The 23,608-nt window shown below is 44.4% G+C and carries 21 protein-coding genes; 14 read left to right on the top strand and 7 right to left on the bottom strand.

Annotation, left to right across the window (positions count from 1 at the left end):
• Nucleotides 1-13 precede the first annotated feature (13 nt).
• The 3 genes from ACFSYC_RS03885 (at nucleotide 14) to ACFSYC_RS03875 (ending at nucleotide 5,896) form a co-directional block, all read left to right on the top strand.
• Complete coding sequence (locus tag ACFSYC_RS03885; RefSeq protein WP_377123729.1) at nucleotides 14-1,288, top strand: Gfo/Idh/MocA family oxidoreductase; 1,275 nt, start codon at nucleotides 14-16, stop codon at nucleotides 1,286-1,288.
• A 12-nt stretch (nucleotides 1,289-1,300) separates the two neighbouring features.
• Nucleotides 1,301-4,696, top strand: a complete 3,396-nt coding sequence (locus tag ACFSYC_RS03880) for a DUF1080 domain-containing protein (protein WP_377123727.1) — start codon at nucleotides 1,301-1,303, stop codon at nucleotides 4,694-4,696.
• Nucleotides 4,697-4,819: 123 nt separating this feature from the next.
• Complete coding sequence (locus ACFSYC_RS03875; RefSeq protein ID WP_377123725.1) at nucleotides 4,820-5,896, top strand: Gfo/Idh/MocA family protein; 1,077 nt, start codon at nucleotides 4,820-4,822, stop codon at nucleotides 5,894-5,896.
• 45 nt (nucleotides 5,897-5,941) lie between these two features.
• Here the strand turns inward: ACFSYC_RS03875 and ACFSYC_RS03870 are convergent, their stop codons facing one another.
• The gene (locus tag ACFSYC_RS03870; RefSeq protein WP_377123723.1) at nucleotides 5,942-7,816 is read right to left on the bottom strand and encodes a six-hairpin glycosidase-like protein; all 1,875 of its coding nucleotides are present in this window, start codon (nucleotides 7,814-7,816) and stop codon (nucleotides 5,942-5,944) included.
• A 222-nt stretch (nucleotides 7,817-8,038) separates the two neighbouring features.
• A complete protein-coding gene (locus ACFSYC_RS03865) occupies nucleotides 8,039-8,803 on the bottom strand; it encodes a DeoR/GlpR family DNA-binding transcription regulator (protein ID WP_377123721.1) in 765 nt (254 codons plus the stop codon).
• A 134-nt stretch (nucleotides 8,804-8,937) separates the two neighbouring features.
• On the opposite strand from ACFSYC_RS03865, the gene ACFSYC_RS03860 reads away from it, so the two are divergent.
• Genes ACFSYC_RS03860 through ACFSYC_RS03845 form a run of 4 tightly spaced genes read left to right on the top strand, consistent with a single transcriptional unit; the run spans nucleotide 8,938 to nucleotide 13,778 of the window.
• Nucleotides 8,938-10,545 (top strand): glycerol-3-phosphate dehydrogenase/oxidase, encoded by a 1,608-nt coding sequence (locus ACFSYC_RS03860; protein ID WP_377123719.1) that lies wholly within the window; start codon nucleotides 8,938-8,940, stop codon nucleotides 10,543-10,545.
• Between the two features lie 36 nt (nucleotides 10,546-10,581).
• A complete protein-coding gene (gene glpK, locus ACFSYC_RS03855) occupies nucleotides 10,582-12,072 on the top strand; it encodes a glycerol kinase GlpK (RefSeq protein ID WP_377123717.1) in 1,491 nt (496 codons plus the stop codon).
• A gap of 31 nt (nucleotides 12,073-12,103) precedes the next feature.
• The gene (locus ACFSYC_RS03850) at nucleotides 12,104-12,835 is read left to right on the top strand and encodes an MIP/aquaporin family protein (protein ID WP_377123715.1); all 732 of its coding nucleotides are present in this window, start codon (nucleotides 12,104-12,106) and stop codon (nucleotides 12,833-12,835) included.
• A 25-nt stretch (nucleotides 12,836-12,860) separates the two neighbouring features.
• Complete coding sequence (locus tag ACFSYC_RS03845) at nucleotides 12,861-13,778, top strand: glycerophosphodiester phosphodiesterase family protein (protein WP_377123713.1); 918 nt, start codon at nucleotides 12,861-12,863, stop codon at nucleotides 13,776-13,778.
• Between the two features lie 184 nt (nucleotides 13,779-13,962).
• Here the strand turns inward: ACFSYC_RS03845 and ACFSYC_RS03840 are convergent, their stop codons facing one another.
• The 4 genes from ACFSYC_RS03840 to ACFSYC_RS03825 are packed head-to-tail and all read right to left on the bottom strand — an operon-like array spanning nucleotide 13,963 to nucleotide 15,997.
• Nucleotides 13,963-14,652, bottom strand: coding sequence for an SGNH/GDSL hydrolase family protein (locus ACFSYC_RS03840; protein ID WP_377123711.1), 690 nt, complete (start codon nucleotides 14,650-14,652; stop codon nucleotides 13,963-13,965).
• 50 nt (nucleotides 14,653-14,702) lie between these two features.
• Nucleotides 14,703-15,230: a GNAT family N-acetyltransferase gene (locus tag ACFSYC_RS03835; protein WP_377123709.1), complete on the bottom strand. Its 528-nt coding sequence runs from the start codon at nucleotides 15,228-15,230 to the stop codon at nucleotides 14,703-14,705.
• Between the two features lie 9 nt (nucleotides 15,231-15,239).
• Nucleotides 15,240-15,491 (bottom strand): hypothetical protein, encoded by a 252-nt coding sequence (locus ACFSYC_RS03830; protein ID WP_377123707.1) that lies wholly within the window; start codon nucleotides 15,489-15,491, stop codon nucleotides 15,240-15,242.
• Complete coding sequence (locus ACFSYC_RS03825; RefSeq protein ID WP_377123705.1) at nucleotides 15,491-15,997, bottom strand: DNA alkylation repair protein; 507 nt, start codon at nucleotides 15,995-15,997, stop codon at nucleotides 15,491-15,493. The genes ACFSYC_RS03830 and ACFSYC_RS03825 overlap by 1 nt, the downstream gene beginning before the upstream one ends.
• Before the next feature lie 434 nt (nucleotides 15,998-16,431).
• Here ACFSYC_RS03825 and ACFSYC_RS03820 point away from each other — a divergent pair, with 434 nt between their 5' ends.
• Together ACFSYC_RS03820 and ACFSYC_RS03815 are read left to right on the top strand one after the other, a co-directional pair.
• Nucleotides 16,432-17,196, top strand: coding sequence for a HipA family kinase (locus ACFSYC_RS03820; RefSeq protein ID WP_377123703.1), 765 nt, complete (start codon nucleotides 16,432-16,434; stop codon nucleotides 17,194-17,196).
• Nucleotides 17,186-17,569: a DUF3037 domain-containing protein gene (locus tag ACFSYC_RS03815; RefSeq protein WP_377123701.1), complete on the top strand. Its 384-nt coding sequence runs from the start codon at nucleotides 17,186-17,188 to the stop codon at nucleotides 17,567-17,569. The genes ACFSYC_RS03820 and ACFSYC_RS03815 overlap by 11 nt, the downstream gene beginning before the upstream one ends.
• A 1-nt stretch (nucleotide 17,570) precedes the next feature.
• Here ACFSYC_RS03815 and ACFSYC_RS03810 read toward each other — a convergent pair whose 3' ends face one another.
• Nucleotides 17,571-18,281, bottom strand: coding sequence for a YhcH/YjgK/YiaL family protein (locus ACFSYC_RS03810; protein WP_377123699.1), 711 nt, complete (start codon nucleotides 18,279-18,281; stop codon nucleotides 17,571-17,573).
• A 59-nt stretch (nucleotides 18,282-18,340) separates the two neighbouring features.
• On the opposite strand from ACFSYC_RS03810, the gene kduI reads away from it, so the two are divergent.
• The 5 genes from kduI (at nucleotide 18,341) to ACFSYC_RS03785 (ending at nucleotide 23,428) form a co-directional block, all read left to right on the top strand.
• Nucleotides 18,341-19,171 (top strand): 5-dehydro-4-deoxy-D-glucuronate isomerase, encoded by an 831-nt coding sequence (kduI, locus tag ACFSYC_RS03805; RefSeq protein WP_377123697.1) that lies wholly within the window; start codon nucleotides 18,341-18,343, stop codon nucleotides 19,169-19,171.
• A 17-nt stretch (nucleotides 19,172-19,188) separates the two neighbouring features.
• Nucleotides 19,189-20,007 (top strand): SDR family oxidoreductase, encoded by an 819-nt coding sequence (locus ACFSYC_RS03800; RefSeq protein ID WP_377123695.1) that lies wholly within the window; start codon nucleotides 19,189-19,191, stop codon nucleotides 20,005-20,007.
• Between the two features lie 57 nt (nucleotides 20,008-20,064).
• Nucleotides 20,065-21,375 carry an MFS transporter gene (locus ACFSYC_RS03795; RefSeq protein WP_377123693.1) on the top strand — a complete coding sequence of 437 codons (1,311 nt, stop codon included), beginning with the start codon at nucleotides 20,065-20,067 and terminating at the stop codon, nucleotides 21,373-21,375.
• Between the two features lie 92 nt (nucleotides 21,376-21,467).
• The gene (locus ACFSYC_RS03790) at nucleotides 21,468-22,262 is read left to right on the top strand and encodes a hypothetical protein (protein ID WP_377123691.1); all 795 of its coding nucleotides are present in this window, start codon (nucleotides 21,468-21,470) and stop codon (nucleotides 22,260-22,262) included.
• Nucleotides 22,263-22,276: 14 nt separating this feature from the next.
• Entirely contained in the window at nucleotides 22,277-23,428 is a 1,152-nt protein-coding gene (locus ACFSYC_RS03785; RefSeq protein ID WP_377123689.1) for an aldose epimerase family protein, read from the top strand.
• Nucleotides 23,429-23,608: the final 180 nt, after the last annotated feature.

Below are 23,608 nucleotides of genomic sequence, written 5' to 3'. Positions count from 1 at the left end.
ATTTAATCAACGTATGGACTCAAAACAGCAGGAACCTCACAATCCGCGTAGAGATTTTATTAAAAAGTCGGCCATTGGTATTGCTGCCTTTACCATTGTACCCAGATTTGTGCTGGGAAAAGGTTACTTAGCCCCAAGCGATAAATTAACCAAAGGTGTGATAGGTGTAGGCGGCATGGGCCGCGGGCACCTGGTTTACGAGAATACACCGGTAGTTGCCATTTGCGATGTAGATAAAAAGCACCTGGAGCAAGCCGCAGGAATGGTGGGTAATGGGGTTAAAACCTTTGGCGACTACCGCGAACTAATACAGCTGCCCGAAGTTGACATTGTACACATAGCCACCCCGCCGCACTGGCATGGTATTATAGCTGTAGATGCTGCTAAAGCCGGTAAAGATATCTGGTGCGAAAAACCAATGACCCACACCCTTGGCGAAGGTAAACGCGTGGTAGAAGCTGTGCAGCAGCACGGGCGTATGTTTCGGTTAAATACCTGGTTTAGGTTTAAAGAAGTGTTTTATGGAATGGGTGTGCCGTCTAAGCCAATAAAAAAGCTGGTAGACAGTGGTATGCTGGGTTGGCCGCTTAAGGTTACGGTAGGTAAGGGTACCGGTTTCGACTGGAAGTTTTACTGGGTAGGTAAAGAGAACCTTGAACCGCAGGTCGTTCCGGCCGAATTAGATTACGATATGTGGCTCGGCCCTGCGCCTTACAAACCATACAATGCGCACCGCGTTCACCAAACTTTTCGTGGTTATTGGGATTATGATGGTGGCGGACTAAGCGATATGGGCCAGCATTATATGGACCCCGTACAATACTTTTTAGGTAAAGACGATACCAGCCCTGTATCGGTGGAGGTTGATGCCCCGCAACAACATACCGACGCCGTAGGTACCTGGCGCCGCATCACTTATACTTATGCTGATGGTTGCCAAATTGTTTTGGATGGAGAAGGTAAAGACAACGTGCCCTACATTGAAGGGCCTAAAGGGAAACTATACCCGGGCTTTAAGTCAGACATTCCGGATATGGAGCGTAAACTGGCAGCATTCCCTGAGCCTGCGCCGCAAATCACAACTTTTACAGAATCTGTTTTAACCCGCAAAAAATTTGCGTTGAATGAGGAGAATGGTTTCCGTTCATGCACGCTTGTTAATATGGGATTGATTGCGCTCCGTTTGGGCCGCTCATTAAAATTTGAACCGGTAAAACTGGAGTTTATTGATGATGAAGCCGCTAACAGGCTCATTAACCCTACTATGCGTGCACCCTTTAGTATATAATTAGCAGAAATAATGAAAAAAATATACCTGATATTGTCTGCGGCCATACTGTTACAGCATGTAGCTAACGGGCAAGACAATACAAAAATAATCAGCCTGCTGGCACAAATGCCTGCAAAAGATGCAGCGTCTTTCAAGAAAAACATGAGCGCGGTAGCCGCCCTTGGCGAAGATGGCTACGTAAGTCTTATCAGTGGCTTATCCGCCCCGGGAAAAGGCAATAATGCGTCAATTGAGTACGCTGTAGGGGGCTTTACCTCATATGTTACCCAACCCGGTAATGAGCAATTGCGCAAAATGAGTGTTAGTGCTTACAGCAAAGCTTTACAAAAACTGACCGACAAGCAAAATAAGTCGTTCATCATTAGTCAGTTTGATTTGGTAGGTAATAACGATGCCGTAAGTGCTTTGCAGCCATATTTAACAGACAACGAGTTGGCCGACCCGGCTGCCCGGGCTTTGTCGAAAATAAATACAGCGGCATCAAACGCGGCTTTACTAGCCGCGTTGACTAAAGCCAGCGGAACAGCCAGACTATTTATCATAGAAGCTTTAGGCGATGTAAGGCTGAAAGACGCCGCCAAGCCAATAAATGCGTTGGCTAACAATGGCGATGCCGCGTTGGCCAAAACAGCCATGTATGCGCTGGCTCAAATTGCTGATCCATCATCAGAGCCCGTACTTGCGGCCGCTGCCGCAAAAGCAGGATTTAAATATGAAAAAACGAATGCCACCGGCGCTTATCTTATCTATGCCGAACAGTTACTAAAAAATGGAAATAAGGTTTTAGTGCAAAAGATCGCCAATAACCTTATCGCGAAAGCAAAGTCAGCTGATTTAGTGAATGTGCGTACCAATGCGTTGCAGTTATTAGTGGCAACAAGTGTGGCCCGCCAGCAAGTATTATTGACCGCTGCAGGCGATGCCAATAAACAGTATCGTGATGCTGCTTTACGTTATGCGCTGCCTTATTTAACCCCGGCCACAACAGCGCTTTGGGTAAAAAAGATGGCTACCGTTAACGACAGTACCAAGACAGATATACTATACATGCTGGGGCAAAGTACCCAAACCAAAGCGGCTTTGCCGGCTATTTTAAATCTGGCCAAAAGCAAAGATCTTAATCTTAAAACTTATGCCATAAATGCAGCAGTAAACATAGGGCAGGAGCAGGTACTAGGCGATTTAATTAAACTGATGGCAACCGCTAATTCTGACGAAATGGAGCTCATCACCACATCAATATCCCGTATGAAAGGGGCCGGTGTAGCCACAAAAATAGCTGCTGCCATCCCAACGGCAAAAGAAAATGTACAGGTTGCTTTATTAGACATTTTAGACTCTCGTGCTGCTGTTATGCAATACAATACAGTTTATACACAGCTAAAAAGTAAAAACCCACGCACGCGCCATGCTGCTTACACAGCTTTAAGCCATGTATCGGCTCCAGACAATACGCCTGCTTTGTTTACCTTGTTAAATGAAGCTACCGAGGAAGAATCGGCAGTGCAGGATGCGCTTGTTTCGGTATTAAATATTTCTGGCGATGCAAATCAAAAAGTGGACATGGTGCTGCAACAAATGGCGGCGGCACCCGAGGCTAAGAAACCATTGTATTATAAAATGCTCAGTGCCATTGGCGGACCGAAAGCTTTGAAAGCGGTAACCGATGGTTATGCCGCCGGTAACGACCAAACCAAGGCAGCTGCGGTAAATGCCCTGGTAGTTTGGCCTAATGGCGGCGCGTCATCAGCGCTGATCAAAATAGCTAAAGAAACTAAAGATGCTGATCTGCAAAGTACCACGATAAGCGCTTACCTGGGGTCGGTGAAACAAAACACTACACAAACTGCTGAACAACGTTTATTGAAGCTGCGCGAGGCAATGTCTGCCGCGCAAGCGGTAGATCAGAAGAAACAGATATTGCGGGATATTGAACAGGCCAAATGCTACAATTCAATCTTGTTTGCAGGCCGGTATTTAGACGATGCAGACCTACAGGCAACTGCTGCCAATACAGTGATCAATATCGCGATAGCCGGTACTTATGACGGCGAAATAGTTAAAGGGCTGCTGAGCAAAGCCAGCCAATATGTTGCCGGCTCAAAAGCTGCTGTACAAAAAGCGGCTGTTACCAAATATATCGCTGCCATGAAAGCCGGCGAAGGCTTTGTAAAAGTGTTTAACGGTACGGATTTAACGGGTTGGAAAGGCTTGGTAGCAGACCCGTTAAAACGTGGCAAAATGGACGCTAAAACATTGGGGGAGGCACAGGCTAAAGCCGACGCAGCCGCAAAAGAAAGCTGGAAGGTAGTTAACGGCGAATTGGTTTTTCAAAGCCACGGCGATAATCTTGCTACTATAAAGAAATACCGCGATATTGAAATGCTGGTTGACTGGAAGATCATCGACGATAAAAAGGGCCAGGGCGACGCCGGTATTTATTTAAGGGGATCCCCGCAGGTACAGATCTGGGATTTGGCCCGTACAAATGTAGGCGCTCAGGTTGGATCGGGTGGTTTATATAATAATCAGACTAACCCAAGTAAGCCACTATTGGTTGCTGATAACAAGCTGGATGAGTGGAATACGTTCAGGATATTAATGAAAGGCGACCGCGTGACTGTTTGGCTAAACGGACAGTTGGTTACCGATAACGTAATGCTTGAAAACTATTGGGACAGAAAACAACCTATCTTCCCCGAAGAGCAGATCGAATTGCAGGCCCATGGTTCGCCGGTGGCTTACCGGGATATTTATATTAAAGAGTTACCTGCCGAGAAACCATTTGAGTTAAGTAAAGACGAAAAGAAAGAAGGCTACAAGGTGTTATTTGACGGTACAAATATGTTTAGCTGGACCGGAAATACAGTTGATTACATTATTGATAGTGCGGCAAACCTGGCTATTAATCCTAAACCGGGAAAAGGTTCTGGGGGTAACCTGTATACTAAAGAAGAGTTCAGCGATTTTGTATTCAGATTTGAATTTAAGCTTACCCCTGGTGCTAACAATGGCCTGGGTATACGCGCACCGTTAACCGGCGACGCTGCTTATACCGGCATGGAACTGCAGATTTTGGATAATGAGCATCCAATGCATAAAGACCTGCATGTTTATCAGTATCATGGTTCAATATACGGTACCGCGGCTGCAAAACGTGGTTACCTAAAACTAACGGGCGAGTGGAACTATGAAGAAGTGATTGTTAACGGCCCAAAAATAAAAGTGATACTGAACGGTACAACCATATTGGATGCCGACATAACAGATGCCCGCAAAAACGGTACGCTTGATAAAAAGGAACACCCGGGCCTGCAACGCGACAGTGGCCACATAGCCTTTTTAGGCCATGGTTCTGACGTGGAGTTCAGAAACATCAGGATAAAGGATTTGAGTAAGAAATAATTAATTAGGGTTGCAAGAGCCCATGGATATCATCCCGAGCTCGTCGAAGGATGGTTGGAGAGGCCATCGCACGCATGGTTCGACAGGCTCACAATGGCAGCGAATTATTATAAGAAATAATATATGTTTACAAAAAATATAAAAGTACTGGTTGTTGGATGTGGTAACATGGGCGCTTCGCACGCTACGGCGTACCATAATTTGGATGGATTTGAGATTTGCGGTATCGTATCAACCGGCAACAGTAAAGTAGTGCTTAACCAAAAGTTGGGCGGCGGTTACCCGCTATACAGCGACTTTTACGAAGCATTGAATGCTACAAAGCCGGACGCTGTTTGCATATCAACCTATCCGGATACGCACGAAGAATTTGCCATAAAGGCGTTTGAAGCAGGCTGCCATGTGTTTATAGAAAAACCACTGGCTGATACTGTGGAGGGTGCCAAGCGTGTTGCAGAAGCAGCCAAACAATCAGGTAAAAAATTGGTAGTTGGGTATATTTTACGATATCATCCTTCCTGGGTTAGGTTCATCGAGCTCTCCCAAGGCATGGGCAAACCACTGGTAATGCGCATGAACCTAAATCAGCAAAGCCATGGCTCAAAATGGACGGTGCACCGCAACCTGATGAAAAGCCTAAGCCCGATTGTAGATTGCGCCGTGCACTACATTGACGTAATGTGCCAGATGACTCGCAGTAAACCGGTACAGGTAAGTGCAATTGGAGCACGTCTAACAGATGATATACCCGATTGGAACTACAACTACGGTCAATTACAAATTAGGTTCGAAGACGGCTCGATAGGCTGGTACGAGGCTGGCTGGGGCCCAATGGTTAGCGATAACGCTTTCTTTATAAAAGATGTATTTGGCCCTAAAGGCGCAGTTTCCATTGTAGCTAAAACAGCGGCAGCAGTTGGAAATTCGGACAATATAGACGCGCATACTAAAACAGAGTCCATCAAAGTACACCACGCTGATTTGGACGAAAATGATGAGTTTGCCAAACCGGATGAGTTTATTGATCTAACCGACGAGCCGGATCATCAGGGCCTGTGCGACAGGGAGCAACTGTTCTTCCTGAAAGCTATCCACGAGGATTTAGATCTTACCCACCCAACCGAAGACGCAATAAACAGCTTACGCATCGCTTTTGCCTGCGACGAGTCTGTCAAAACGGGGCAGGTAGTCTTGTTATAAACTGTAAACTAGTGGCGGAGCGGAGGAAACGCGTTCTGCCATTAACTATTTTAGAACTACCGCCAACTGTGTATCGTTTTTTATTAGCCGCTGAAGTGTAACTTTACCGTCCTGAGCAACTGTGACTTGAAGCGTGTCTTTTACCCGTGTAATGTGAATATCAAAAGTGCGGTTAAACGCTTTAATATGCGTTATGTCGAAATAGCCCCAACTGGTGGGTAAATTAGGGCGCAAGTTAAATGAGTTAAAACTTGTAGGTTCAAAACCAAGCAATCCCTCAGTAAATATGCGGCAATACAAAGCACTTTCTGCCGATAAGTGTGCCATTCCGTTTTCTGGCCAGGCCTCAACTACATAAGGCACCCGGAAACCGGTTAATCTGGTGGTCGAGTAAGATATTAGCCGCTCTAAGGCCTTATCCGCGGCGCCCGCTTTAAATGCTCCTCTGAAAGCATATAGGGTGCCCCTGTCCCAAAACACTTTAGGAGCATCAGCATCATTCTTTAGTTCTGTAAGTACGCCATTGGGCGACCATAGTTTGTTAAACAGCGCATCCAATGTTCCTTCTTTTCGTTGGTTAAGGCCAACGGCTAAAGGCAGGCAGATCCAGCTTCGTAGGGTAGTATTTTCTTTATAGTACTTATAAGTGCTTAGCCCATCCATATTGGCGCCGAAGTATTTCTCGATAGCAGCCGATAGGTTTTTTGCACGCTTGTTATAATCAGCTACCAGCGTACCGGGTTTACCCATTGCTTTGGCTAACCGGGCGGCCTGTACAAGCGCGCCATAATATAATGATGATGTAGAAAGATTAGCAGCCCCTGTGGGGAAACGGCCCTCTAACTCGTCGCTTTCAGAAGCTACCACACCATCGGGAGTAACGCGTTTGCGGCAGTATTCAAGACACCAGTCAACGAGTGGCCATAGCTCTTCGGATTTCTTACGATCTCCCGAGGTCAGTAAAAAATGAGTGGCGCCAAAAGCGATCATTGCTGCGTCTCCACGATCATGTGCTCCAAAAGTAAACATCACATCCAGCTCAAACGATGCCCATATTTTACCGCCATTTTTAGGGATATTGTTCTGAAAGATGCGATAAGCGTTCATTGCAGCCTGCATGCCTTTTTGATAACCCAGGTAAGCGAAGAAAGGCCCGCTATATTCTGCCTGATCATTGGCCCAGATCCCTACATAATAACTACCACCCCCCGGGGAATATACCAACCCTAATCTTGATTTAAAAATACTTTCAGCTGCTCTTATTTTAGAAAAATAAAACAAAGTATTAATTACTTTATTGGGCGAGTTAACAACAAGGTTGTTTGCAAGGCTATCTAAAAATAAATTTCGGTTGTGCTCTAAAGCCGGTAGTTGTGTTGCCGGCGCTGCCTCATTGTTCAATTGCGCGGTGAAATAAACACCGAAATCGTATTTTTCGCCGGGCATTATTGTTACGTTGCTTGCGGCATCGCTGAAAATGTTGCGGTAATAAGTCCCAAGCCAGCCTTCTTCCTGCTGGTTAAAGGCTGTAGCGCCAATGGTCAATGTTTGGGCAGTTTTTCCGGTATTGATCAAACTCCACTTTTCTACAAAACAGCGGCTATCCATAGCCGGAAAAAATGATCGCACTAATCTGATGCCATTTCTTTCCTTAAAATAAAAACTGATTTTTCCGTTTATCCTTATAGAATCTAAAATGCCGGGCTCAAATTTCTTTTGTGAAACAGTAATTGTAGGCAAAACTTCATCGGCATATTCATTACGAAGATACGCCCGGTACATTGATTCGTTTGATTTGGTGTATTTGCGTAACTGCGGAAAGATAATATCCCGGCTAATTTGCACTTGTTTGTTTCTGCCTACTTTGTACCTGATTATCCCTGATACCAATGATCCCGACATCTCCATATATATCGTCATGTGGCAGCCTGTTTTCAGTAGTTAAATTCCAGGTGATACTTTTGTCAGTATTAGTATGCCAAAAAATCTCATTTTGTTGGCTAAGGTCCTGGCATGGGCCCTCAGCTACAATAGCGAATAATATAAATATCGTTAGGAAAATCTTGATTACCGAATTGCTGCGCGGCATAGCTTTTTATAAGTAGAGCGTTTTATAATTATTGTATAGATATGTGTTATTATTTACACCAGGGTAACCTTTACACCCATGGCTTCCAGCTGTTCAACCAAGTGGGGGGCAAGGCCATTATCAGTAATGATCTCGTCGATCTCGTCCATCCCGCAGATCTTGCCAAAGCCACGTTTGCCAAATTTGGTGGAATCGGCAATTACAATTGTTTTCTGCGATACTGCCATCATCTGGCGGTTTAGGTGTGCCTCCATGGCGCTGGTAGTAGTTAGGCCGAACTCAAGGTCTATACCGTCAATACCCAGGAAAAACTTGCTGCAAAAAAAGTCGGCTAATATGCGCTCGGCGTACGGGCCAATAACCGATGATGAACTTTTACGCAATATACCGCCCAACTGCAATACTTCTATATTTTGATGATTGATCAGCTCAAGGGCCACATTGAGTGCAGAGGTAATAACTATTAAATTGCCAATAGGCTGAATGCTCCGCGCCAATGACAGCACTGTGGTGCCTGACGCGATGAGTATCGAATCGTCCGGTTGTATCAGTTTGGCTGCGGCTGCGCCGATCTTTAATTTTTCTGCAGATTGCAGTTTTTCTTTCTCATTTACCGGCCTGTCTGTCGCGTAGGGGTTACTTTGTGTTGCGCCCCCATGCGTGCGGAAGAGGAAATTTTTGTCCTCCAAAAGTTTCAAATCTTTTCGGATAGTTACAGATGAAACCTCCAGCTCACTGCAAAGATCGAGCACGTTAACATTGCCCTTTTGCTGTATTTGGTTTAAAATATACTGGTGACGTTCTGTAGGGTTACTCATTTAGCTGTGTTTGTAAACGCAAATTAACACAAATCGGGCATTTTCCTAACAATCATTTTATATTTCAAATATTTCATATTATTGTTTAATATTTCGTTTTGCAACAATTCGAGGTATTTATAGGCATAAACGAAATGAATAGTAAGAAATTGGCATTTGACAGGGGCGAGTTTTCTGCAGCGTTAAATAACACTGATCTATGGGATCTTATTATCGTTGGCGGCGGCGCTACAGGTTTAGGTACCGCTGTAGATGCTGCGTCGCGCGGATACAAAACATTATTATTAGAACAAGCTGACTTTGCAAAAGGGACCTCAAGCCGCAGTACCAAATTGGTACATGGCGGCGTCCGTTATCTGGCTCAAGGCAATATAGGGTTGGTTTATGAAGCCCTGCATGAACGTGGTTTGCTTTTGCAAAACGCACCGCATTTAGTTAAACGTCAGTCGTTTATTATACCATGTTATAGCTTGTTTACAAAGCTGCAATATTTCATCGGACTAAAACTATATGACTGGCTGGCCGGAAAGTTTAGTTTCGGCAGATCTAAATTATTGAGCCGTGATAAAGTAATTGGCTATATCCCGGAAATAGAAATAAAAGGATTGCGCGGAGGTATAGAATATTGGGACGGTCAGTTTGACGATGCCCGCCTGGCTATAAACCTGGCCCAAACCGCCGCAGAACAAGGCGCCTCGCTACTTAATTACTTTAAAGTAACAGGTTTGATCAAAACTGATAACGGCAAAATTAATGGCGTAATAACAACAGATATCGAAAGTGGTAAAGCGTATCACCTAAAGGGTAAAGCGGTGGTTAACGCTACCGGCGTTTTTGTTGACGAGATTTTACAAATGGATACCGCTTCAAGCAAACCATTGGTGCGCTCAAGTCAGGGTGTACATTTGGTGCTCGACAAATCTTTTCTTGCAGGCGATAAAGCGTTGATGATTCCCAAGACTGCTGACGGCAGGGTGCTATTCGCCGTGCCATGGCATGAACACGTTTTAGTTGGAACAACAGATACCCCTTTGGATAGCCATAGTTTAGAGCCTGTTGCTTTAGACAAAGAAATAAGGTTCATTTTAGAAACCGCCGGTCAGTATCTTATAAAAGCGCCCCGCCGTAACGACGTTTTATCGGTCTTCGCAGGTCTGCGCCCTTTAGCCGCGCCTGATAAGGACACCGGGGCAACCAAAGAAATATCGCGCAGCCATAAATTAATCGTCAACCAGTCCGGCTTGATCACTATTACTGGCGGCAAGTGGACAACCTATCGCAAAATGGCCGAAGATGTGATCGATAAAGTTATCACGACAGTAGGCTTAGCGCCTCGTCCTTGTGTTACACGGAACTTACAGATACACGGGTGTGTCAATCAGCCTGTTGATGACCACCTATCTGTTTTTGGAGCTGATGCAGCGCTGATAAGGGCAATGATTATAGATAGGCCGGAATTGGACGAGAAACTCGACGAAGCTTTGCCTTATCTGCGTGCTGAAGTTGTTTGGGCCGTTAAAAACGAAATGGCCAGAACGGTAGAGGATGTGCTGGCAAGACGGCTGCGCATACTGTTTTTAGACGCCCGGGCGGCTATGAAGCTGGCCCCAAAGGTTGCCGAGTTGATGGCCGACGAACTTGGGTATGATATCAAATGGAGGGAAGACCAAACTGATTTTTTTATCGCGTTAGCAAACCAATATTTAATAGGCGATAAGTGCGAAGAAAAAATATATTTGTAAATAAACCAACCAATAACCAAACCAAAATATAATTAAATGGAGAAGTACATCTTGTCGTTAGACCAGGGGACTACCAGTTCGCGCGCTATTGTTTTTAACAAGGCGGGGGGCATAGTTGCCATGGCACAAAAAGAGTTTACTCAAATTTATCCCCAACCGGGGTGGGTGGAGCATGATGCCCGCGAAATATGGTCTACCCAGGCTGCTGTAGCTGCCGAGGCGGTGATAAAAGCTAACCTGAAATCGACAGACATAGCCGCCATAGGTATCACCAACCAGCGCGAAACAACAGTGGTTTGGGATCGTAAAACCGGCGACCCGATCTATCACGCCATAGTATGGCAAGACCGCCGCACCGCCGAAAACTGCGACGAGTTAAGAGCAACGGGCGCTGATAAAATTATTCAGCAAAAAACGGGGCTTATTTTGGATGCTTACTTTTCAGCTACTAAAATACAGTGGATACTAGCCAACGTGCCCGGTGCTATAGAGAAAGCTGCAGCCGGTGAGCTGGCTTTTGGCACCATTGATAGTTGGCTGATTTGGAATATGACTGCAGGCAAGGTACACGTTACCGATGTAAGCAACGCGTCGCGCACTATGCTATATAATATCAACACGCTGGAATGGGATAGCGAGTTGTTGGAAATGTTTGGCATACCGGCAAGCATGCTGCCACAAGTAAAATCAAGCAGCGAAGTTTACGGCGAAACAGCCGGTAATGTATTGGCTGCCAAAATTCCGATCGCAGGGATTGCAGGCGACCAGCAGGCCGCCCTGTTTGGCCAAATGTGTACCAAGGTGGGTATGGTAAAAAACACCTACGGCACAGGCTGTTTTATGCTGATGAACATCGGCGACAAGCCAATCATATCAAAAAATAACCTGATTACCACCATCGCCTGGAAGATTGGCGACAAAGTGCAGTATGCGCTAGAGGGTAGCATATTTATTGCCGGCGCCGTTGTACAATGGCTGCGCGATGAACTGAAGATCATAGCCACATCTGCCGAAGTAGAAGCTTTGGCGGCTAAAGTGCCCGACAGTGGCGGCGTTTATTTAGTGCCTGCATTCGCAGGCCTTGGCGCCCCGCATTGGAACCAGTATGCCCGTGGTACTATATTCGGTATAACGCGCGGTACCAATAAATCGCACATTGCAAGGGCGGCTTTAGAGGGTATCGCTTACCAAACCTTAGAAGTTTTAAAAGCCATGGAGGCCGACTCGGGCGCGCAGATCCAACAGCTTAGGGTTGATGGTGGCGCTACAGCTAATAATTTGCTCATGCAGTTTCAGGCCGATATTTTAAAGACCGATGTGGTACGCCCCCAGGTAACTGAGGTTACTGCCATAGGCGCGGCCTACCTGGCCGGACTGGCTATCGGTTTTTGGAGCGATATTGACGAGATACAGCAGCAATGGCAGATAAACCGCAGTTTTGAACCTGATGCCGACCTTAATAGCGACGAAATGGTAAAAGGCTGGAACAAAGCGGTAGCTGCTTTAAAAGTATGGACCGAGTTATAAATAATATTAAGATAACCTTAAATTAAAAGATATGTCAGAATTTACGGCCGAATTGATCGGCACTATGTTCGTTATTTTGCTGGGTAACGGGGTAGTAGCAAATGTTGTTTTAACAGGCACCAAAGGCCATAATTCGGGCTGGATGGTTATAACTACCGGTTGGGCGCTTGGCGTTTTTGCCGGGGTAGTTATAGCAGGCCCTTACAGCGGCGCTCACTTAAACCCGGCGGTAACTATCGCGTTAGCAATTGCCGGGCAATTTGCCTGGGTTAAAGTACCAATGTTTATAGCTGCTCAGTTTGCCGGCGCAATGCTGGGTGCGGTGTTGGTTTACCTGATGTATAAAGACCATTTTAACACTACAAAAGATCCCGGATTGAAAGCAGCTGTGTTCTGCACATCCCCGGCTATAAAAAATCCGGTATCAAATATCATCAGCGAAGTAATAGGCACTTTTGTGCTGCTGTTTGTGATATTTTACTTTACCAAAGGCGAGTTGGGGGTAGACAAAACACCGATCGGCTTAGGTTCGCTAGGTGCTTTGCCTGTAACTTTGCTGGTGTGGGCCATTGGCCTGTCGCTGGGCGGCACAACTGGTTACGCCATTAATCCCGCAAGAGATTTGGGTCCGCGGATAGTGCATGCCATTTTACCCATCCCAGAAAAGGGCAGCACTGGGTGGGCATATGCCTGGGTACCGGTTGTAGGGCCAATAATAGGCTCGGGCCTGGCGGCGGGTTTGTACTTGTTTTTAAAAGCTTAAAAAATATATAGACCTACATTTATACATGAAAAATCAAACAAAGGCGCTGGTGATTGCAGTAATTGGCGCATGCGCATTATTTGCCTGTAAGACCACAAAAATGGCTGCTGAAAAAAAGACATATCCATCATTTTTTAAAATCGGGCATCGTGGTACCCGCGGGCTAATGCCCGAGAACACAATACCGGCTATGGAAGTTGGTTTGGCCGAAGGCGCTAATACGGTAGAGATAGATGTGCATATTACCAAAGACGGTAAAGTAATTGTTTATCATGATGAATCATTTAATCCTGATTATACGCTGATGCCGGACGGCGGTCCAATCCCGGTGGGCGACCGTAAAAAGTATACTTTTTATCAGAACAACTACGATGTGTTAAGATCATTTGATATCGGCACTAAACCATACCCGGCCTATCCTAAACAAAAACGCACGAAAACCTATGCGCCTTTAATGGGCGAGTTGGTGGACGCGGTAGATGCCTATACAAAAGCTAATAAAATGGCTCCGGCTTACTTCCTAATCGAGGTTAAATCGGCAGAAAAAACAGACGGTATTGATCAACCCGCGCCGGAGGAATTTATGAAGATAGTAATGGCCGAACTGGATACCAAAAAGTTGGGCAGCCGTTTAATTATGCAGTCGTTTGATATGCGCCCGTTACAGGTATTGCACCGTACGCACCCTAATGTCGCCCTGGGCTATTTAACGTCAGACAAAACAACAACCTTTGAGGGCGATATTGCCAAGCTTGGCTTTAACCCAACGTTTTACAACCCAACCTATAAATTGGTAACTGCCGATATGGTGAAAAAATGCCACGATAAGGGCATCCTGATAACACCGTGGACAGTAAATACCGTTGCCGACATGAAAGCGGTTAAAGCGTTGGGTGTGGATGGAATTATTACAGATTATCCGAACTTTTTCAGAGCGTTGTAATAAAAGCTAATATGCCCGGCAGGGGCTACCTCTTTGTAGAAGATATCATTACCTATAAAAAAGGCGCCAGAGGTGCAACCCAACTGTAGATAAGGGTAGCACCTCCGGCGCATTTTATTTTGTATTACTAATGGCTACAAAGCGGTAGCCCTGCTGGGGCATAACTTTAAAATTTGTCACACGGTTACTGCTTCGCTTTCAAGGCCGCCGCTATAGCCGTTTGGGCTAATGGCTCCATGATTTTATAACCGGTAAGATTAGGGTGTATACCATCGCCTGATAGTGATTTAGGCAGGCCCCTGTTTTCGTCGGCCATTGGGGTAAAATAGTCTAAGTATACAAAGTTGTTTTTACCGGCATAACTTTTAATCATCTCGTTAAGTGCTTTTACTTTTTCTTTGGGATCAATAGTTAGTTTCCATGGAAAAGCCGCCGCAGGTAGTATTGCAGATAGCACCACTTTGATTTTATTAGCGCGTGCCAATTCGGCCATGGATATAATGTTGCCCATTACATCTTCCAGTTTTGATGGGCCGTTGTTTTCTGCAATATCATTAATGCCGGCCAAAATTACCACTACATCAGGTTTAAGGTTGATTACATCCGGGCGAAAACGGATCAGCATTTGCCCGGTGGTTTGGCCGCTTATGCCACGGTCAACGTAATTATTGCTTTTAAAAAAAGTCGAATCGTTATTGATCCAGGCATCGGTGATCGAGTCGCCCATGTAAACCACGCGTACCTTGCCTTTGGTAGGTGGCGGCGTGTTGGTATTAGCTTTCTCATATCGGCCTATGCCCGGCCAATCTTTGTTTTGTGCGCCCGCCGTTGCGGCTACTAATAGCAGTGAGGTTATAATTAGTCTTGTTTTCATGCAGGCAATTTAATTAATAATTGATTAAAAATGCAAGTTGATGGTGAGCGTTAATCTAGTTTGAGCTTCATCATTAAATCAGTCTGATTATCGTTGCCTATCTTAAACTCATGCTTGTCAAATATCGCGAAGCCATTGTGTTGATAAAAACGGATGGCGTCAGCATTTCTCTCCCACACACCCAGCCAAACATAGGTTTTATCTTTTTGCCTGGCCATTTTAATAGCTTCTGCAATAAGCCGGTGTCCCAATTTTTTACCCTGATGATTTTTTAAAACATAGATGCGTTCAATTTCCAGACCATCATTATGCTTTAACTCGGTTTGCGCATCGCCGGTATTAACTTTTAAATAGGCTATTGGCCCGCTATCCTCCATCGCGAAATAAAACTCAGAATTTGGATCAGCCATTTCAATACTTAAACTCTCGTTGGTTAAATGATTCGTAAGAAAAGCCGTCAGATCATCCGGATTATTCATATGCGCAAATGCATCTAAAAAAGTTTTACGACTGATATAAGTTAGCTCAGCGAGTTGCGTACGGCTAACGCTCTGTACATTGATGTTGTTATTAATCACGCAGCAAAGCTAACACTTCACGGTCTTTTTCTTTTTGCCCAGGCTGCCACGATTTTGCAACTTTAAAATCTGGTCGGCTATGTTAGGTGTTTTGCAGGCCGTGCCATTCATGTCTATGGTTACCGCGCCTATTGTTTCGGATGCCACCTTTGCTTCTTCGGTTAACTCGCTCACGTAGCAGGCTAACGCAATTACAAAACCATTCATGGAGTATTTAACACGGTTGGGGGCCTGGTGTATGGTACTCACAATATTGCTCATCAGCTCGCGCAAAGTTGAAATAGGTAATTCGTTGCCGGCTTAAGCGATACCGTGTTTGATAGGGTAGACCATCCGGCAGCAGCGATATGTGGTTGATCTGAGTAGATCCATTCAAGCGCCATTTCAATGCCGTAATTACTTTCGGCAGCAATCCATGGTACAGTATATTCGCTAATATTGTTCGACAGTGCCTGTTCAACCCAGGTTTGCAAATCGGCTTTAGTCATTTGCTTATCGTCTGCTATCAATCCGGCAAGGTATTGGGCATCGGCGTTGCCGGTAGCGTACGGACCTTTGGCTAATTGATAATCTTTTTTGATATTGTTCTGAATGGATTTCAGGTACTCGATCTTGACACCAAAAAAAGGCTCTTTAACACCATGTTTCAGTAACAGGGTTTTAATCTTTTCGTCGCCGAAGCTTTGCAGTTCGGCCATGATATCGTTTACGGTCATCAATACTTTGTTTTCTAATAAAGATAGTGTATCAAGTTTATAGAAAGCCATGATTTTGCTAAACTTTAAGTGCCTATTTACCGAATTTTAGCTGATATGAAGTAGGAATCTGATCGATATATCGTAGGGAGATCCAAATAAAAAGCTTCGATTTGGTGAGTTTATGGGCTTCTGGAAATTTATAAAACCAAGCCACAGCAGCAAAGGTTACTTAAAACGCCATTTCATTTACTAAAAAACCTGACTTTTGTTTCAAAACTGCGCAATTTACCTGTTTTATATCTATTTGATTATCAGCATTTTGATCGAAAATCTTGTTTCATGTTGTTTCACTCCATTTTTGCAAATACCTAACTGTCAGTATTTTAATCTAAAATCTTGTTTCATCTGTTTCACTTGTGTCACACACACGTGAAACAAGCGGCTGCCTATTTGCACAATTACGTTAACCCTTATAAGATTATTAAGTAGTTTTAAGCCCTGATATGGAACTACGCACCGTAAACGTAACACGATATGTAACGCCCCTACGCGAGGGCGGGTCACTGCCCGCCATAGCCGAGGCCGACGATGAGTTTTTGTACGTCCTTAAGTTTCGCGGAGCGGGGCAAGGCGTAAAAGCGCTCATCGCCGAACTGATAGGTGGCGAACTGGCCCGGGTGTTAGGCTTTAAGATCCCTGAACTGGTATTTGCCAACCTTGATGCAGCGTTTGGCCGTACTGAACCGGACGAAGAGATACAGGACCTGCTTAAAGCGAGTGTGGGGCTTAACTTAGCGTTACATTACCTTTCGGGTGCTATCACGTTTGATCCGGCGGTTACGCCTGTAGATGCCAGGCTGGCATCGCAAATAGTATGGCTGGATTGTATGATCACCAACGTGGACCGTACCGCCCGCAATACCAATATGCTGATATGGCACAAAGAGTTATGGCTCATAGACCATGGTGCGGCGCTGTATTTCCATCACTCGTGGGATAACTGGAAAGAGCAGGCAGTTCGGCCATTTGGGATGATAAAAGACCATGTGCTGCTTACCCGTGCTACCGAACTTGAGCAGGTAAACGCGGAGTTTAAAGCCATCGTAGATGAAACCGTAATAAGAGACGTAGCCGCGCTAATACCCGACGAATGGCTGGCCGAAGACCCAAGTGAAGCCGCACAACGCAGGGAAGTATATGTTCAGTTTTTATTGCTGCGGATAGCGGCATCGGATAAAATCATAAAAGAAGCACAACATGCCGGGTAAACACGTTTTTGAGTACGCCGTAGTACGCGTTGTACCCAGGGTAGAGCGCGAAGAGTTTATGAATGTTGGGGTGGTACTGTTCTGCAAAAAGCTTAACTACCTCCAGGCTATCATTACCGTTAACGAGCAAAAGATCTGCTGTTTTACCAATCCGGATGAAGCCGAGCAAATCAAAGTCAACCTGCAAGCGTTTAAGCTGATTGCCCATGGCGGCAAGGATGGCGGCCCCATAGCTAGCATGGACGAAGCGTCGCGTTTCCGTTGGTTGACAGCTACGCGCAGTACGGTGGTACAGGCATCAAAAGTGCATCCCGGCCTATGTATAGACCCCCAGCAAATGCTTGAGAAGTTGCATGCGCAACTGGTGTTATAGGTTACTGCGCTACCCTGATCTTAAATACCAGTTTCTTAACTTTATCGTACGCATCAACATGGATACTTGGGCGGTGGGCATCCTGTGGAAAGAAGATAAGCAGCGTATTGGGATCGGCTACATAGTAGTTGCCTTTAGTATTTAGGTCGTAATTCGCTACGTCTTTGGCAGCATCATAAGCATTGGTAACAGTTGCCGTAGCTGTGTCCATCATGCCTATCCGCTCCTTACCCACAATCATCAAATGAATATCCAAATAGTTGCGGTGCGACTCCCAACTTGTTTTATCGTATTCCTTAGTAGGGCCTTCGCTTACAGAAACAAAAATATTCTCGCCATCAATAACATGTTTGCCAACAGACAGTGTATCAATATTGGTAGCAGCTAGAAAGGCCATCGCCTTATCCCAGTACACTTTGTTCACTTGTGTTTGTTTGGCAAACTCTGCTTTATTTAGCCCGGGGAAGAGGTTTAGCTTGCGCCCGCTGGTTGTCCAGTTGGAGGTTTGCGCTAGGGCTGTTGTAGTAAAAAAGCAGATTAATGCCAATAAAGCTATTGTAAAAATAGATGTTTTTTTCATGTCGGGATAGTTGGCGCCACTATTGGCATAATTGTTTCTATACTCAATGATACAAGTATTTGCTTGCAATCCGATATTCCCTGGTGTAAAAATGTCGGTACCTGCATCGTTTGCGTAAAAAATTAAAGGCAATGCTTTTTAATTAGCCGATAAGTTGTAGTATTGCCAATAGTAACCAAATCTAAATTGTCTTGAGATCTATTTATAGTGTACACCCGGAGGACTTCAAGTCTTACCAAACCCAAACTATACGCGAACGTTTTTTGCTTGACGGCCTTGCTCAACCCAACCAGATCAACTGTGCTTATACGCATTATGATAGGATGATTGTAGGTGTGGCTAATCCCATTGATCAGCAACTTGAACTTGAAAATCATCCAAATCTGCGTGCCGAGTACTTTCTGCAACGCCGCGAAATTGGTATTATCAACGTAGCAGGCGATGGTCTTGTTATTGTCGATGGTCAGACTTATAATGTCAACAAGCTGGATTGCTTATACATAGGCAAAGGTGTTAAAAGTGTCACATTCGCTAGTGCCTATAGCGACAATCCTGCCGTATTCTACCTTTTATCATGCCCGGCGCATGTTACTCATTCAACCACGCTATTGGCAAATGAGGATGCTATTAAAGTTAATGCAGGCGGCTCATCTACCGCTAATAAACGTGTTATTAATAAATATATTCACGCCGATGGAATACAAAGCTGTCAGTTGGTAATGGGGCTTACCATTTTAAGCGAGGGTAGTGTTTGGAACACCATGCCGGCTCACATACATGACCGCCGTATGGAAGCCTATTTTTATTTCGACGTCCCCGATGGCCAGCGTATATTTCATTATATGGGCCAGGGTGATGAAACACGGCACATCATTATAGCAAATTACGAAGCTGTTGTGTCACCGCCCTGGAGCATACATTCGGGCAGTGGTACGGCAAGCTATAGTTTTATATGGGGCATGGCGGGAGAAAATCTTGACTATACCGATATGGACCCGGTAAATATTGTTGATCTTAAATAATTATAAAATACATCAAAGTGGAAAATAACTTCTCATTAAAAGGTAAGGTAATTGTTGTAACCGGTGGCACGGGCATATTAGGTAAGGCGTTTATTGACGGTATAACTGCAGCAGGTGGTGCTGTGGGTATATTGGGCCGTAATCAGCAGGTTGCCGAAGAGCGCGCTGCAGCGATTAATGCTAATGGCGGCGAAGCGATTGCCCTTATTGCCGATGCCATGGACGAAGATGCTCTTAAAGCTGCAAAAGATAAAGTAATAGCTAAATGGGGCCGTATAGATGGTTTAGTAAACGGTGCGGGCGGTAACATGCCCGAAGGTGTGTTATTACCCGATCAGGATATATTTAATATGAATTTGGCAGGTATGAAAAAGGTTGCCGAATTAAACCTTTGGGGGACTATAGTACCCACACAAATATTTGGCGAAGCTATTGTTAAAACAACTGGTAAAGGCAGTATTGTAAACATATCATCTATGAACTCAAAAAGCGCGGTAACGCGTGTGTTGGGTTATAACATGGGTAAAGCAGCGGTTGATTGCTACAATCAATGGTTTGCTGTGGAACTGGCTAACCGTTATGGCGATGCTATCCGTATGAACGCCCTTGCGCCGGGGTTTTTCCTTACCGAACAAAACCGCAACCTGTTAACCAAGCCAGATGGGGGCTACACAGACAGGGGAGAGCGCGTAATAAGAAATACTCCGTTTAAGCGCTTTGGTCACCCGGATGAATTGATAGGTGCGTTAGTTTGGCTATTAAGTGACGCATCAGCTTTTGTTACAGGGTCAATGATCTGCGTTGATGGGGGATTTTCTGTATTTAGTGGTGTTTAATACCGCTGCATAGTGCTATATTGTGGCGGCTAAACGCCCATCTTTTATAAACCAATTATGACTGAAGCTAAAATAGGCAATTACCGTTGGGTGGTATGCGCCTTGTTGTTTTTTGCAACAACTATCAATTATCTTGACCGGGCAGTTATCAGCCTATTAAAATCAAACCTTACTACAGAGTTTAACTGGACTGATGGCGATTACGCTGATATCGAGATAGCCTTCAAAATAGCCTATGCGTTAGGTTTATTGGTTGCAGGCGGCATAATTGATAGGCTTGGTACTAAGGTTGGTTATTTTTTGGCTACTTTTTGGTGGAGTGTATCGGCCGTATGCCATGCTTTTGTAGGCAGCACATTTGGCTTTAGCGTAGTTAGGTCCGCTTTAGGTGTTAGTGAAGGCGGCAATTTCCCCGCAGCTATCAAAACAGTAGCAGAATGGTTCCCTAAAAAAGAGCGCGCCTTTGCAACAGGTATATTTAATGCGGGTACAAACGTCGGTGCTATCATAGCACCATTAAGCGTGCCCTTCATAGCTGCCGCATGGGGCTGGCGCATGGCGTTTATTATCACAGGTTCTAGCGGTTTTATATGGCTGATATTTTGGTATTTTATGTATCAAATGCCATCTAAACATAAAAAAGTGACTCAGGCCGAGGTTGACTACATCAATGCTGACCCTGAAGCCACAAAAGCTTCTGCGGAAGCAGAGACTCAAAAAATATCATGGGGTAGGCTTCTTAGTTTTAAGCAAACCTGGGCTTTTGTAGTAGGTAAATTCCTAACAGATCCTATATGGTGGTTTTATCTTTTCTGGTTGCCCGATTTCTTGCAAAGCGAGTATCAGCTAAAAGGTACCGACATTGCTTTACCCGTAGCTACGGTTTACATCATCGCTACATTTGGTAGTGTTGCCGGTGGTTGGCTGCCCATGGCGCTTATACGTAATAAATGGCCTACTTTTAAGGCCCGTAAAACATCAATGTTTATTTATGCGTTATTGGTTATCCCTATCGTTTTTGCGCAGTTATTGGGTAATATCAACATGTGGTATGCGGTATTGGTGATTGGTTTAGCAGCATCAGCACACCAAGCCTGGAGTGCAAACATATTTACTACGGTGTCTGATATGTTCCCTAAAAATGCTATTGGAACGGTTACCGGTATTGGTGGTATGTTCGGCTCTCTGGGTGGCGTGTTATTATCATGGGCAGTGCAAAAAAACTTATTTTTGTATTACCGTGGTATTGGTAAAATAGAGGTTGCCTACTATATTATGTTTGCAGTGTGTGGCAGTGCATACCTCTTGGCCTGGACTATCATGCATTTCCTGGTGCCACGTATGAAACCTATTGCGATTGCAAAATAAAATAGGTGTTTAAGAGGTTTTAATTACCTTTACTTATGATGCCAAGCATCATGGTCAATTAAAACCTCTTAAATAATTACATAACCTGTTCTATGGCAAATAGATATTTTGTTTGCGCGCTGATTTTTTTGTTAAAGATAACTCCGGCGGCTTTTGCGCAAACCGTAACGGTGGATACCTATTTCAATCATGAAACCCGTAAAACCAGAACAGGAGCAGAGCGTTTTCATTATTTGTGGACCGATAAGACAGACCCGGGTTTTAGCAAATGGGGCGAATGGTTTACCGATGCCGGCTTTAAGTTAGATACCTTAGGCGAGACCCCTACCGTCGCTAAACTTAAAAATACTGCTGTTTACATTATCGTAGATCCTGATACAAAAAAGGAAACTGCTAGCCCTAACTTAATTACTGCAGACGCTGCCGAGCAAATAGCCAAATGGGTAAAGGCCGGTGGAGTTTTAGTGATGATGGCTAATGATAGTGTAAACACCAATTTGCCTGTTTTTAATATTCTGGCCAATAAGTTCGGCTTGCATTTTAATAATGACATGCCTAACCATGTTATTGATGATAAGCATTTCTCAGATGGCGAAGCGTCTTTTATTGACGCCACAGTGTTCCCATCAAAACCCAAAGTATTTTTAAAAGATGTATGTAGCATAAGCCTAAATAACGCCGCTGCTAAAAGCGTTATCAAATCGGCTGATGATAGTGCTGTTATTGCCGCTACGGTAACGCACGGCAAGGGGGTTGTATTTGCAGTTGGCGACCCATGGTTGTACAACGAATATGTAAATGGAAGGCTACCCGCGATCTACCAAAATGATGTCGCCGCAAAAGACCTTATCAACTGGCTGAAAAAACAAACCAAAAACAAACCATAAATAACCTAAAAACAATGAAGCTAAAATTTATCGCTGGTGCTCTACCGGCCTGCATGCTGCTTTTGGCCGCATGTAACTCATCAACCAAAACAACAGATACTGACACCGTTAAAACAGATACTGTAGCATTTTCTGATACGCTTGATGGTAAAAAGACATCATTTTATATCATTAAAAATAAAAATAACGTAAGCGCGGTGTTTACCAATTATGGTGGCCGTATTGCCAGCCTTTTTATCCCTAATAAAGGTGATACGTTGACCGACGTCATAGTAGGTTTTAAAACTGCGCAAGAGTTTAAGAAATCAACCGAACCATATTTTGGCGCTACTATCGGCAGGTACGGTAATCGTATTGCTAAAGGCAAGTTTACTTTAGAGGGAAAAGAATATACATTGGTTGTAAACAATGGCCCTAACACCTTACATGGTGGTAAGCCAGGCTTCCAGGACGTTATATTCGATGCAGAACAAAAGGGAGACAATACTATTATATTCACCTATCTGTCGAAAGATATGGAAGGTGGTTTCCCCGGCAACGCTAAGATCAAAGTTACCTACTCATTAAATGACGATAATGAGCTCCACATGGATTACGAGGCAACTACCGATAAAACAACGGTGATGAATCTTACAAATCACGCGTTTTTTAACCTAAATGGCGAGGGTAGTGGCACCATTCTAAAGCATATGGTACAAATCAACGCCGATAAATATACTCCGGTTGATTCAACGCTTATTCCGCTTGGCCAGATAGTCGCTGTAGCTGGTACGCCATTTGATTTTAATAAACCAACCACTATTGGCGCACGTATTAATGATAAGAATGAGCAATTAAAAAACGGTACCGGTTATGATCATAACTATGTTTTAAGTGGTGCTAAATTAGGCGGCTTTATGCATGCAGCTAAAGTTGTGGGCGACAAAAGCGGCATTATTATGGACGTATATACTCAAGAGCCGGGCTTACAGTTTTACAGCGGTAACTTTATGCAAAGTAAAAACACCTTTAAAGGTGGCAGCAAAGATGATTTTAGAACTGCGTTCTGTATGGAAACGCAGCATTTTCCTGACTCGCCCAATCAGCCATCTTTCCCAACTACAACTTTAAAACCAGGTGAGGTTTACAAAACATCGTCTTATTATAATTTTTCAAAACTGAAATAATAGCCGATTAAAAAGCTATAAAGGCTGGATGATTTATTGTCATCCGGCCTTTTTTTGCGCTGTACTTAAACAACATTGTTGTGGTTTTTGATAACTTGACAGTTGAGAAGGCATTTATACCAACGTGGTCGCATCTTGGACGCGTTTGATTGCTCATGTTGCTTCTGTTGACATTTAGAA

Source organism: Mucilaginibacter antarcticus (assembly GCF_042686155.1).
Classification (GTDB): Bacteria; Bacteroidota; Bacteroidia; order Sphingobacteriales; family Sphingobacteriaceae; genus Mucilaginibacter; species Mucilaginibacter antarcticus.
Note: the sequence above shows the minus strand (reverse complement) of the source record. Positions and strands in the feature narration are given on the sequence as shown.

Excerpts from the sequence above, each read along its gene's own strand:
- ACFSYC_RS03885 (WP_377123729.1), top strand. The coding sequence starts at position 14 with ATGGACTCAAAACAGCAGGAACCTCACAATCCGCGTAGAGATTTTATT.
- ACFSYC_RS03880 (WP_377123727.1), top strand. The coding sequence starts at position 1,301 with ATGAAAAAAATATACCTGATATTGTCTGCGGCCATACTGTTACAGCAT.
- ACFSYC_RS03875 (WP_377123725.1), top strand. The coding sequence starts at position 4,820 with ATGTTTACAAAAAATATAAAAGTACTGGTTGTTGGATGTGGTAACATG.
- ACFSYC_RS03870 (WP_377123723.1), bottom strand. The coding sequence starts at position 7,816 with ATGACGATATATATGGAGATGTCGGGATCATTGGTATCAGGGATAATC.
- ACFSYC_RS03865 (WP_377123721.1), bottom strand. The coding sequence starts at position 8,803 with ATGAGTAACCCTACAGAACGTCACCAGTATATTTTAAACCAAATACAG.
- ACFSYC_RS03860 (WP_377123719.1), top strand. The coding sequence starts at position 8,938 with ATGAATAGTAAGAAATTGGCATTTGACAGGGGCGAGTTTTCTGCAGCG.
- glpK (WP_377123717.1), top strand. The coding sequence starts at position 10,582 with ATGGAGAAGTACATCTTGTCGTTAGACCAGGGGACTACCAGTTCGCGC.
- ACFSYC_RS03850 (WP_377123715.1), top strand. The coding sequence starts at position 12,104 with ATGTCAGAATTTACGGCCGAATTGATCGGCACTATGTTCGTTATTTTG.
- ACFSYC_RS03845 (WP_377123713.1), top strand. The coding sequence starts at position 12,861 with ATGAAAAATCAAACAAAGGCGCTGGTGATTGCAGTAATTGGCGCATGC.
- ACFSYC_RS03840 (WP_377123711.1), bottom strand. The coding sequence starts at position 14,652 with ATGAAAACAAGACTAATTATAACCTCACTGCTATTAGTAGCCGCAACG.
- ACFSYC_RS03830 (WP_377123707.1), bottom strand. The coding sequence starts at position 15,491 with ATGAGCAATATTGTGAGTACCATACACCAGGCCCCCAACCGTGTTAAA.
- ACFSYC_RS03825 (WP_377123705.1), bottom strand. The coding sequence starts at position 15,997 with ATGGCTTTCTATAAACTTGATACACTATCTTTATTAGAAAACAAAGTA.
- ACFSYC_RS03820 (WP_377123703.1), top strand. The coding sequence starts at position 16,432 with ATGGAACTACGCACCGTAAACGTAACACGATATGTAACGCCCCTACGC.
- ACFSYC_RS03815 (WP_377123701.1), top strand. The coding sequence starts at position 17,186 with ATGCCGGGTAAACACGTTTTTGAGTACGCCGTAGTACGCGTTGTACCC.
- ACFSYC_RS03795 (WP_377123693.1), top strand. The coding sequence starts at position 20,065 with ATGACTGAAGCTAAAATAGGCAATTACCGTTGGGTGGTATGCGCCTTG.
- ACFSYC_RS03790 (WP_377123691.1), top strand. The coding sequence starts at position 21,468 with ATGGCAAATAGATATTTTGTTTGCGCGCTGATTTTTTTGTTAAAGATA.
- ACFSYC_RS03785 (WP_377123689.1), top strand. The coding sequence starts at position 22,277 with ATGAAGCTAAAATTTATCGCTGGTGCTCTACCGGCCTGCATGCTGCTT.